At 35.7% G+C, this 11,593-nt stretch carries 8 protein-coding genes; 7 read left to right on the forward strand and 1 reads right to left on the reverse strand.

All coding sequences use genetic code 11. The features are described from left to right. Positions 1 to 80: 80 nt before the first annotated feature. Positions 81 to 3,437, forward strand: a complete 3,357-nt coding sequence (mfd, locus tag AC1RNE_RS11840; protein WP_492803634.1) for a transcription-repair coupling factor — start codon at positions 81 to 83, stop codon at positions 3,435 to 3,437. A gap of 208 nt (positions 3,438 to 3,645) precedes the next feature. Continuing rightward, positions 3,646 to 4,869: a gliding motility lipoprotein GldJ gene (gldJ, locus tag AC1RNE_RS11845; protein WP_492801167.1), complete on the forward strand. Its 1,224-nt coding sequence runs from the start codon at positions 3,646 to 3,648 to the stop codon at positions 4,867 to 4,869. 49 nt (positions 4,870 to 4,918) lie between these two features. On the opposite strand, the gene AC1RNE_RS11850 is transcribed toward gldJ, so the two are convergent. Continuing rightward, entirely contained in the window at positions 4,919 to 5,596 is a 678-nt protein-coding gene (locus AC1RNE_RS11850) for a ComF family protein (protein WP_492801168.1), read from the reverse strand. Between the two features lie 88 nt (positions 5,597 to 5,684). Between AC1RNE_RS11850 and AC1RNE_RS11855 the strand changes: the two genes are divergently transcribed. From AC1RNE_RS11855 to ybeY, 5 genes are all read left to right on the forward strand, one after another. Then, entirely contained in the window at positions 5,685 to 6,029 is a 345-nt protein-coding gene (locus AC1RNE_RS11855; RefSeq protein WP_309923592.1) for a carboxymuconolactone decarboxylase family protein, read from the forward strand. A 137-nt stretch (positions 6,030 to 6,166) separates the two neighbouring features. Next, positions 6,167 to 6,514, forward strand: a complete 348-nt coding sequence (locus tag AC1RNE_RS11860; RefSeq protein WP_492801169.1) for a hypothetical protein — start codon at positions 6,167 to 6,169, stop codon at positions 6,512 to 6,514. Next, positions 6,511 to 7,275 (forward strand): exodeoxyribonuclease III, encoded by a 765-nt coding sequence (locus AC1RNE_RS11865; protein ID WP_492801170.1) that lies wholly within the window; start codon positions 6,511 to 6,513, stop codon positions 7,273 to 7,275. The genes AC1RNE_RS11860 and AC1RNE_RS11865 overlap by 4 nt, the downstream gene beginning before the upstream one ends. Before the next feature lie 141 nt (positions 7,276 to 7,416). Then, positions 7,417 to 10,767 carry a DUF4175 family protein gene (locus AC1RNE_RS11870; RefSeq protein ID WP_492801171.1) on the forward strand — a complete coding sequence of 1,117 codons (3,351 nt, stop codon included), beginning with the start codon at positions 7,417 to 7,419 and terminating at the stop codon, positions 10,765 to 10,767. A gap of 173 nt (positions 10,768 to 10,940) precedes the next feature. After that, positions 10,941 to 11,360 (forward strand): rRNA maturation RNase YbeY, encoded by a 420-nt coding sequence (ybeY, locus tag AC1RNE_RS11875; RefSeq protein WP_492801172.1) that lies wholly within the window; start codon positions 10,941 to 10,943, stop codon positions 11,358 to 11,360. Positions 11,361 to 11,593 lie beyond the last annotated feature (233 nt).

Genomic DNA, 11,593 nt, shown 5'->3' on the forward strand with positions numbered 1-11,593 from the left:
ACCGAATTTTTCGCCACGAATTGCTCAGATTTTCACCAATCGGGCGGTTCGTGGCTATTGTTGTTATTGAAGATAAGAATATGCTCGTAAAAGATTTCCTTACCCTGTATCGTGAAGATGGCTTTGTGCAGATGATTGCCGAACAAATTAAAGCTCCCAAAATCTACCCTCATATTCAAATAAAGGGCTTTATTGGTAGTTTGGATGCCGTAGTGGCATCTGCTTTGCATTTACTTAACGAAAAGCAATCTCACCTTTTTGTGCTTTCCGACCGTGAAGAAGCTGCTTACTTTATTAACGATTTACAAAATTTAGTGGGCGAAGACCGAGTACTGGCTTTTCCGATGTCTTACAAAAAGGCTTATCAATACGAGGAGGTGGATAATGCCAACGTGTTGATGCGTGCTGAGGTATTAAACAAACTCAACAATAATACCGAAGGAGTATTGATTGTTAGTTACCCAGAAGCCCTCTCTGAAAAAGTTATCAATAAGCGTTCACTGACTAAAAATACTTTCACAATCAATGTATCTGAGAAATTGGATACGGCTTTTTTAGGGGAAGTATTGGCTAGTTATGATTTCGAGAAAACGGATTTTGTTTATGAAGCGGGGCAATATTCTATCCGTGGCGGTATCGTAGATGTTTTTAGTTATGCCAACGATTTGCCTTATAGAATTGATTTGTTTGGTGACGAAGTAGAAAGTATCAGAACCTTCGACCCTGAGTCTCAGCTTTCTGTTGAGTCTATTTCTCGTATTAATATCATTCCTGATGTACAAAACAGGTTGATTCAAGAAACCCGTGAACCTTTCTTTAATTTCTTACCCGATAATACCCGTCTTTGGTTCAAAGATGTGGAATTGACGCTTGAAATTATTGAAAAATCTTTTGAAAAAGTAGAAGCAAATTTTCAAGAAATCATTGCTAAAAGTGGCGGAATTAAGGTCATTTCAGAACCTAATCAATTATTCGAAACCCGTAGAAGTTTCCTGAATCTGATTAAAGAACTCGGTACGATTGAGTTTGGGAAGAGATTTTATTTTAAATCTGCTCACGAAAAAATCCAGTATCAGGTAAAAGTACAGCCAACTTTTAACAAGGATTTTAAAAGATTGGCTGATAATCTTCGTGAAAACCAAGCTTTTCATTATACCAATATTATCACGGCCGACTCGCCTAAACAGCTTGAACGTCTAGCAACTATTTTTGATGAAATCGATAGAAATGTTCGTTTTCAGGCCATGAATATCTCTTTGCGTGAAGGCTTTATCGACCAGCAAGCTAAAATTGTTTGTTATACCGACCACCAAATTTTTGACCGTTTCCATCGTTTTAGAGAAAAAAGTAAGTATTCAAAATCAAAAGCTCTGACTCTCAAAGAATTACGTTCTTTACAAGTTGGCGATTTTGTTACGCACGTCGACTATGGTATTGGTCGCTTTGCTGGGTTGGATAGGGTAATGGTAGGCGATTCGGAACAAGAAGCCATCCGATTAATCTATAAAGACAATGATGTATTGATGGTTTCGATACATTCACTTCATAAAATTGCGAAGTATTCGGGCAAAGAAGGTGGACCACCAATCATGTCGAAATTGGGTTCGCCTGAATGGGAGAATCGTAAATCGAAAGTAAAGAAACAGGTAAAAGACATTGCCAAAGAATTGATTTCGCTCTATGCCAAACGTAGAATGGCGCCTGGTTTTGCTTTTTCTAAAGATACTTTTATGCAGGTAGAACTGGAATCCTCTTTCTTGTATGAAGATACCCCAGACCAAGCGAAATCGACGGCTGATGTAAAAGCCGATATGGAAAAACCACACCCTATGGATAGGCTTGTTTGTGGCGATGTGGGCTTTGGTAAAACCGAAGTGGCTATTCGTGCAGCCTTCAAAGCAGTGGCTGATTCAAAACAAGTGGCTATTTTGGTACCAACTACGGTTTTGGCAATGCAACACTTTAGAACCTTCCGTGACCGTCTCGAGAAATTTCCTTGTCGGGTAGAATATATCAATCGTTTTAAGTCGGATAAACAAATCAAGGAAACTTTGAAAAGAGTAGCTTCTGGCGAAACGGACATCTTGATAGGTACGCACAGAATTGTGAATAAAGACGTAGTTTTCAAGAATTTGGGCTTGATGATTATCGATGAAGAACAAAAGTTTGGTGTAAAAGTAAAAGACCGTTTAAAAGAAATGAGGGTCAATATTGATGCCCTGACACTTACGGCAACCCCTATTCCAAGAACCCTTCATTTTTCATTGATGGGTGCTAGGGATTTGTCTATCATTGCCACGCCTCCGCCAAACAGACAACCTGTTACGACAGAATTACAAATATTTAGTGAAACACTCATTCGTGATGCCGTAAGTTATGAACTAAAAAGAGGAGGACAAGTATATTTTGTGCATAACCGAGTAGGAGAGTTGGAGTCTATCGCCAACCTGATTTTACGCATGGTGCCTGATGCCAAAGTGGGTGTGGCTCATGGACAAATGGAGGGTGATAAGTTGGAAAAGGCGATGATGAATTTTATCGAAGGGCATTACGATGTATTGGTTTCGACCAACATTATCGAAGCTGGTCTTGATATTCCAAATGCCAATACGATTCTTATCAATCACGCTAACCATTTTGGCTTATCCGACCTCCACCAAATGCGTGGTCGTGTGGGACGTTCTAACAAAAAAGCTTTCTGTTATTTACTGACGCCCGCCCTTTCATTACTTACCTCTGAGGCTCGTAAAAGATTAAGTGCTTTAGAAGAATTTTCTGATTTGGGTGATGGCTTTAAAGTAGCCATGCGTGATTTAGATATTCGTGGGGCAGGCAATTTATTAGGCGCAGAACAAAGTGGATTTGTCAATGACTTAGGATATGAACTCTATCACAAGATTTTAGATGAAGCCGTTCAGGAATTAAAAGAGACGGAATTTAGGGCTTTGTTTGAAAAGGATTTAGCTGAAACAGCCGAAAAATTGAAGATTGATTGTCAGATAGAAACAGATATGCAAGTATTGATTCCAGAAAAATATGTATCAAGTATTTCTGAAAGACTTTCGTTGTACACCCAACTGGATGATATGAAAGATGAGGAAGAATTGGTGAAATTTGAAGCCATGATTACCGACCGTTTTGGCCCTATTCCTCCACAAATGTCTGACTTGATTGAAATTGTCCGTGTTCGTTGGATTGCGGAGTCGTTGGGAATGGAAAAAATATTATTAAAAAGTAATAATTTGAAATGTTATTTCGTTCCCTCTGAGAATGAAAAGTATTATAAATCAGCAGTTTTCGGCAAGGTTATTGAATATGTTAAACAACATTCAAGAAAGTGCTCGTTGAAAGAAGTAAAAGGTAAGCTGATGTTGTATTTCGATAAGGTTACATCTATCGAAGAATTTAAATGGATTTTAAAAGAAATTGCTAAATAATAAAGTTTAATATTCTTTATATGTGGCTTTTTATTCGTAATATTCCATTTGTAATCATAAGAATTAATAATCTTTGAATATAAAACCCGCAGAATTTAGACGGTTTAGCATAAATTTGTAGTCTTTTCTGTAAATTGCATTCTTCCTAACTCAGGATATTAACTAGTTTTAAAATTATTCTTATCACGACAATCAAATTAATTAACAGATGAAGTTGTCTCTCAAATTAATGACAATTCTTGTAGCAAGCCTTGCATTGGCAAGTTCTTGTAAATCAAAGAAGTCAACGAGTGTAAAAATAGGCAAGAAAAGTACTGCTACTGGTATTGCTTATAACAAAAAAGGAGGTTTTCAGATTGATAAATCCTTCAAAGGTCAACCAACGGGTCCGAACTTAGTATTTGTAGAAGGCGGACGTTTTACGATGGGAGCTTTAGAAGAGGATGTTGTCAATTCAAGAGATAACTTAGAAAGAACCGTTTCTGTACAGTCATTTTATATGGATGAAACAGAGATTGGTAACGTTCACTATCTTGAATATTTGAATTCGGTCATGAAAGACTCTTCTCAAGAATTCTATGAATCAGCATTGCCTGATACATTGGTTTGGAAAGATGAATTAGCTTTTAACGACTCTTATGTAGAACAATATTTACGTTATCCAGGCTTCCGTATGTATCCAGTTGTGGGTGTATCATGGGTACAAGCTTCTGATTACTGTACTTGGAGAACCGCTGCCGTTAACAACGACATCGCAATGAAAAGCCAGAAAAAGAAAAAAGGTAAAAAAGGTGCTGAAAGCAGAACCACTCCTGTATTTACAGCAGGTCAGCGTTTAGCGATTGAGTCTGGAAAAGTATTACCTGCTTATCGTCTTCCAACTGAAGCAGAGTGGGAATATGCTGCTAAAGCCATGATTGGTACGCAGTATGAAGATGAGAATCAAACTAATCAAAGAATTTATCCTTGGGATGGGCCTAATATGCGTGCTTCACAAGGCAAGAAAAAAGGTTCTATGTTAGCCAACTTCAAACGTGGACGTGGTGACTATGCGGGTATTGCTGGTAAATCAAACGATGGTGCTATCATTACGACTGAAGTTTATACCTATCCAGCTAACGACTTTGGTTTATACCAAATGGCTGGTAACGTAAACGAATGGGTTTATGACTTATACCGTCCGTTATCTTATGAAGATTTCAACGATTTAAACCCTATCCGTAGAAACGATTACCTAGATGTAGCTAAGAACTACGATAGAAAAAACAACAACTCTTTAGTAGACAATAAATCAAGAGTTTACAAAGGTGGTTCATGGGCAGATGTAGCTTATTGGTTAGCACCAGGAACACGTAGATTTATTGATCAAGATTCTTCTACGTCAACGATTGGTTTTAGATGTGCGATGATTAGAGCAGGCTCTAATAAATAATATTTTTACCCATTAGGATGGCGGCAGAATTTGATTCTGTCGCCTTTTTTTATGCCATTGCTAGGGTGAGTATGGAAATGTCCTTTATATCGAATTCTTGCAGGCTTAAAACGCATGATTCAAGGGTTGCACCCGTTGTCAAGGTATCATCAACTACTACTACTTTTTTTCCTCTTAAATATGCTTGATGCTTGACAGCAAAGACGTTGTCCATATTTTGGTATCGCTCTAATCTTGATTTAGTTACTTGTGAGGTCGTGTTGGTAGCTCTTACCAAAATATCATCTCGCCATTCAATATTTAGGCTTTCTGATAATCCTTTGGCAAAACAATCTGACTGATTATATCCCCTGCTAATTAACCTTTTTTTATGCAATGGCACTGGAATAATCAAATCAAAAGCTTCTGCAAAACCATTCTCTCTTAATTCTGCTCCATACCATCTTCCTAGCATTTCACCTACCTCCTGATTACCCTTATATTTTAGCTCATGCATCAAGCGTTGGACTTTGCCTCCTTTTATAAACTTCAAATAGCTCATAACATGTTTTAGATCAACTTTCCCCAAAAATTTCTGCATCAATATATTATCTTTTTCAAGATGTAAATTAGTCTTGGGCAAATCGAATCTGCAATCTGTACAAATTACTTCCTCATTGAGTTGAAGCGGTTCTAAACAAGCCGAACAAATTCTAGGAAAAATCAAGTCTATAAATGCGTTGAACATGATTTGAGCAATGTTGTTAAGGTTAGAAACTGATTACAATTTTTTCTTTGTATTTTGCATACAATTTAACATCAATCAAACAATAATCATGAGTTTAGTCGCAGAATTTAATGAGTATAGAAGCAAGATGAACGATAAAATCTTGTCTTCGGATAATAAAGTAATTAAAAGAATTTTCAATCTGGATACCAATACTTACGCTGAAGGAGCTTTATCTGAAAAAACAAAGGAAATGATGGGGTTATCATGTTCAATGGTTTTGCGTTGTGATGACTGTATCAAATATCACCTTGGAAAATGTTTTGAACTAGGAGTGACTGATGCGGAAATGCAAGAGATTTTCTCGGTTGCTACCTTAATCGGTGGAACTATTGTTATCCCACATTTGCGTAGAGCAGTTGAGTACTGGGAAGAACTTCGGAGTGCTGAGTAGAGAGTTTTGAGTGTGGAGTATTTTATCGAAAATGAAGATGATTTTTTTACTAAAACTTATCTATCTACAATTAAAATAAATCACTAACTCACTCATTCACTAAATCACAATTAAATCTTACAGCTAAATTAAAAAATATGGAAATAGAGAATCTGGCTCAGCAATGGGATATCTTATTAGATAAATTAGAACAATCTCTCGGAAAAAAACCTGCTGATTTAAATGCGGTACTTTTTCTGATTGGCGTTCAAGAACTAGGGAAAGGACATCAGTTCTTTACCAAGGAACAAAAGCAAGATTTAATGCATATTGCTATTTGCAAAGTACTTAGCTATAGTGGTATTTATGCATTAGAAGGTACTGATCAAGACGGTTGGCCACATTGGAAATTGATTCAGCCTTTGCCTTTTGTAAATGTAATCGAACAAGAAAAATTATTGAAAGCTCAAGTTATAGAATATTTTGAAAGGGAAGTTTTTGTATGAAAATTATCACTTATAATGTAAATGGCATTCGTGCTGCCATGAACAAAGGGTTTATCGATTGGCTCAAGGCGAGTAATCCAGACATGGTTTGTTTGCAAGAAATTAAAGCCGAAGAACACCAGATTGATAAACTAGTCTTTGAAGATTTGGGCTATCATGTATATTGGTTTCCAGCCGAAAAAAGAGGATATAGTGGGGTAGCTATCCTTACTAAGTTTAAACCCAATAACATTGATTTTGGTTGTGGCTTGCCAGATTATGACCGAGAAGGAAGAGTACTTCGTACTGATTTCGACACCTTTTCATTGATGTCTGTTTATATGCCCTCAGGTACTAGTGGCGACGAACGTCAGGGTTTTAAAATGAAATGGCTCGATGATTTTTATGGTTATACCGACGACCTTAAAAAGTCAATTCCTAACCTTATTATTTCTGGTGATTATAATATCTGTCATCACCCCATTGATATTCATAACCCTAAATCTAATGCAAACAGTTCAGGTTTTTTGCCAGAAGAAAGGGCTTGGGTAACAAAGTTTTTAGGGAATGGCTTTATAGATACTTTCAGGCATTTTAATAAAGAGCCACATCATTACACATGGTGGAGCTATAGAGCAGGAGCAAGGGGCAAGAATTTGGGCTGGCGTATTGATTATCATTGTGCCACCGAAAGCATGGCAGACAGACTGATTCGTTCGGCTATTTTACCAGAGGCAAAGCATTCTGACCATTGTCCAGTGCTATTAGAAATCGCTATTTAATACATAGGTGAATCAAGCAAGAAAGTATTCAATTGTTTGATTCGCCTTTTCTTTATTAATTAATTTTTCTTAATTCTACATTTTAGGACTTCTTTTTCGTTAGTAATTAAATAAGAATCTTCAGGCTTAAACCTTAGCAATATGACTACTTCACCCATCGCGACTTTACTCATGCGGATTGAAGAATACAAGCAAAAGTATTATCTCAATCGACTTATTAAAGGCAGTATTTTTTCAGCGGCAGTTATCTTGTCCGCTTTTTTGGTTTTTAATGTCCTTGAATATTTCGGTCATTTCGGTACTACTTTCCGCACGATTTTATTCTTTTCTTTCCTCTTAGCCTTCTTGATTTCGTGTATTTTTTGGGTGATTAAACCCTTGGTATTTTTATACGGAAAACAGAAACCGCTTTCGAATGAACAAGCAGCCGACCAAATTGGTAAGTATTTCCCTGAAGTAGGCGATAAGCTAATCAATACCCTACAGCTTACCCGAAATATTGATAAAGCACAAAACGAATTGTTGATTGCTTCTATCAAACAGAAGTCTCAGCAATTGGGTATTGTCAAATTTACGGATGCTATTAAGATAAATGATAATAAAAAATACTTAAAGTTTGCGGCCTTGCCTGCTATTCTAATAGTAGGTATCCTGATGCTATATCCTTCGTTTTTCTCAAAAAGTACTGAAAGGATTGTCAACTTCAAAAATGAATACCAAGAAGAAGCACCTTTCAATTTCCTACTTGAAAACAAAAGCTTACAGGCTTTTAAAAATGAAGATTTTACCCTAAATCTTAGCTTACAAGGCAATACTATTCCTGACGCTGTGTATGTGGTTTATAACGACAGAAAGCTAAAAATGGAAACGACAGATAAACGTCATTATACCTACACTTTTTCTAAAATTCAAAATGGTTTCGATTTCCAGTTTGAAGCCGCTGGTTTCAAATCTGGTCAATATGAAGTAGAAATGGTCAACAAACCAAGTTTGGCTTTTTTTGACGTGAATGTAAACTACCCTGCTTATCTCAATAAACCAGATGAATCTTTTAAAAATGTTGGTAACCTAACTGTTCCAGAAGGTACGGCTATCGAATGGGATTTTAATGTTACTAATACCGATTCTATTTCGATGGTTTTTGAAGGTGATAAAAACACTTACCATGTCGATAAAAAACTATTAGGAGGCGGTTTTGACTTTAATAAAAGAGTAAAAGCTTCTGGTACATACAAAGTGTTTCTGAAAAATAAATATGCTTCTAATACTGAAGGCATCAGCTTTTATTTAAATGTTATTCCTGATAAATATCCACAATTAAGTTTAGAGCAATATAAAGATTCTACGCTTTATAATTTAATTGTTTTAGGCGGAAATATTGCTGATGATTATGGTATTAGTCGCCTAGCTATTTTTTATAAAGTACTCAGAAATGGGCACAACAATCAACAAAATTATGCTAGTTTGGGTTTGCCAGTAAATCCAAACCAAGCGATTCAAAGTTTTTATAAACAATGGAATTTGGATAGTTTAAAGCTGAACACTTCGGATAGAGTAGAATATTATGTGCAAGTTTGGGATAATGATGGGGTAAATGGTGCCAAGTCTACTCGTTCGCAAGTCATGAATTATGCTATTCCCGACAAGCAAGCTATCGATAATCAAATAGAAAACTCTGTCGATAAAACACAAGCACAATTAGAAAAGACTTTCGAGAAAGCACAGAAACTACGTAAAGAAATTGCTACTTTGGAAAATCGTTTGAAAAACAAAAAGGAGTTAGATTATCAAGACAAGAAATTGGCGGAAGAATTGATTAAAAAGAAAGCCGAGTTGATGAATGAAATTAAAAATCTGCAAGATGCCAATAAAGACTTAAACGAAAAGCAACAAAGATTCAATGAACAGAAACCAGAAAATCAACAGAAAATGGAAGCACTCCAGAAAATGATGAATGATTTGATGGACCCTGAAACTCAGAAATTGTATGAGGAATTGAAAAAAATGCTTGAACAAAATCCTGATGATAATAAAATGCTTGAACAAATGGATAAGCTCAAAAACAAAGAGCGTAACATGGAAAAAGAATTGGAACGCATGCAGGAGTTATTTAAGAAACTACAATTAGATCAAAAATTGGATAAGAGTATCAAGGATTTGGAAGACCAAGCTAATCAACAAGAGAAGCTTGCTGAGAAAAACGAAGCCTTAGATAAGGATAATAAGTCAGAGGCCGATAAACAAAAAGAAGCGGATGCTAATCAAAAAGAGCAAGAAAAACTGAGCAAGGCTTTTGAAGAAGTAAAGAAAGATTTGAAGGAAGCGGAAAAGATTAATAAAGAAATGAAAAATGCTGAACCTATGGACATGGGCAAAGAACAACAAGAAGATATTTCTCAAGATCAAAAGGAAGCGGAAGAAAAATCTGAAAAAGGAGATAATAAAGGTGCATCTCAAAAACAAAAGCAAGCAGCCAAGCAAATGAAGAATTTGGCTCAGCAATTAGCCAAGGAAAAGCAGGAACAGGAAATGAAACAAAACGAAGAGAATATGGATGACCTTCGTGATATTCTTGAAAATCTTGTGAAGATTTCGTTGAGCCAAGAAAAGTTGATGAAAGACTTTAGAGGTATGAATCCTTCAGATCCTAGATTCATAAAACTTTCGCAAGAGCAAATAAAGATACAGGATGATGCAAAAGTAATTGAAGATAGTTTATATGCTTTATCGAAAAGGGTTTTACAAATTGAATCTTTCGTAACCCGTGAGATGAGTAATATGAAAGGTTTTATGGCTGATGCTTCAAAACTTATCAAGGATAGAAAATTACCCATGACTACTTCGAAGCAACAATTTGCGATGACATCGATGAATAACCTTGCTTTATTACTTTCTGATGTATTGAAACAAATGCAGCAAAATCAGCAAATGATGATGCAGAGTGCTAGTAAAGGGAAAACAAAAAGCAAAGGAAAAGGGAAAAGCCTAAGCGAAAGTCAAAAGGAATTGAACCAGCAAATGCAACAGACCATGCAAAAAGGAGAGAAAGGGCAAGGGGGCGTTTCGGAGCAATTAGCTAAAATGGCCAGAGAACAAGCTCAAATCAGGAAGATGCTCCAAGAGTTTTTGGATAATAATAAAGGAACTGATAAAGGCAAGGGCTTGGGAAATGAAATAAAAGAGATGATGAAGAAAATGGAAGAAAGCGAAACAGACTTGGTAAACAAACGCCTGAATCCGAATTTGATGAAACGTCAACAAGAATTATTGACTCGTTTGCTTGAATCAGAGAAAGCCATGCAAGAACAAGAAGAAGAGCAAAAACGCAAAGCTGAATCAGCTCGACAAGATTTAGCAAGGAAGGTTCCTCCACAGTTTCAGCAATATGTTAAAGACAAACAAAAGCAAACAGAGTTGCTCCGTACCGTACCACCCAACTTGAATCAGTATTATAAACAACAAGTTGATAATTACTTCAAACAAATTAATTAATCAAAACGGGTCTTGGATTTTATCTAAGACCCGTTTCTTTTTTCTTATAGTACTATATCTCTGCCTTTCTATACATTTCCTTCTTTCTCTCTAAGTAGCTGATATTCACAAGCTGAATTTTATATTGTATCTTTGTGAACGAATTATTTCAAACTTAATAATGTTATTACACAATGATTGTTTTTTTTAACGAGGATGTTGATTTTAAATTTAGCCAGAAAAACCAGTTAAAAGCTTGGTTAAAAAAAGTGGCTGAATTAGAGGGCTTTAAGGTAGGAGACCTCAACTATATATTTTGTTCGGATGAGTATCTTCATAAAATCAATGTTGAGTATTTAGAGCATGACACCTATACTGACATCATTACCTTTGATAATTCTGAAGAAGAAGAAATGATTGAGGGTGATATTTTTGTAAGTATTGAAAGGGTAAAAGAGAATTCTCAAGAATTAAAAACCGAGTTTCTTGATGAATTTAAGCGTGTGTTAGTTCACGGACTTTTACATCTTTGTGGTTATGATGATTTTTCAGATGAAGATGAAGCACAAATGAGAGAGATCGAAAGTAAATATATTTTAATTTTCAATAGTTAATTTTTTATATTTTATTCAAACACTCCACGTGGAACACTTGTAAAAAACACGTGTTTTTTACAAGTCATTTAAAACGTTCATAATTTCAATTATTTGGTTTTAAATAATCATTACAGTGGCTAAAGTATTTGTTTATAGATAAAAATATACAAAGCTATAGTATTACTTGAATAGGACATAGTCAAAGAATAGAGAAAGAATAGCCCTCGAATTGCATGGTCTAAATAATCATT

Source organism: Arcicella sp. GW822-FHT02H01, from assembly GCF_058802005.1.

Bases quoted from the DNA above. Each gene is read 5' to 3' on its own strand.
- AC1RNE_RS11865 (WP_492801170.1), top strand. From the start codon at position 6,511: ATGAAAATTATCACTTATAATGTAAATGGCATTCGTGCTGCCATGAAC.
- gldJ (WP_492801167.1), top strand. From the start codon at position 3,646: ATGAAGTTGTCTCTCAAATTAATGACAATTCTTGTAGCAAGCCTTGCA.
- AC1RNE_RS11870 (WP_492801171.1), top strand. From the start codon at position 7,417: ATGACTACTTCACCCATCGCGACTTTACTCATGCGGATTGAAGAATAC.
- mfd (WP_492803634.1), top strand. From the start codon at position 81: ATGCTCGTAAAAGATTTCCTTACCCTGTATCGTGAAGATGGCTTTGTG.
- AC1RNE_RS11860 (WP_492801169.1), top strand. From the start codon at position 6,167: ATGGAAATAGAGAATCTGGCTCAGCAATGGGATATCTTATTAGATAAA.
- AC1RNE_RS11855 (WP_309923592.1), top strand. From the start codon at position 5,685: ATGAGTTTAGTCGCAGAATTTAATGAGTATAGAAGCAAGATGAACGAT.
- AC1RNE_RS11850 (WP_492801168.1), bottom strand. From the start codon at position 5,596: ATGTTCAACGCATTTATAGACTTGATTTTTCCTAGAATTTGTTCGGCT.
- ybeY (WP_492801172.1), top strand. From the start codon at position 10,941: ATGATTGTTTTTTTTAACGAGGATGTTGATTTTAAATTTAGCCAGAAA.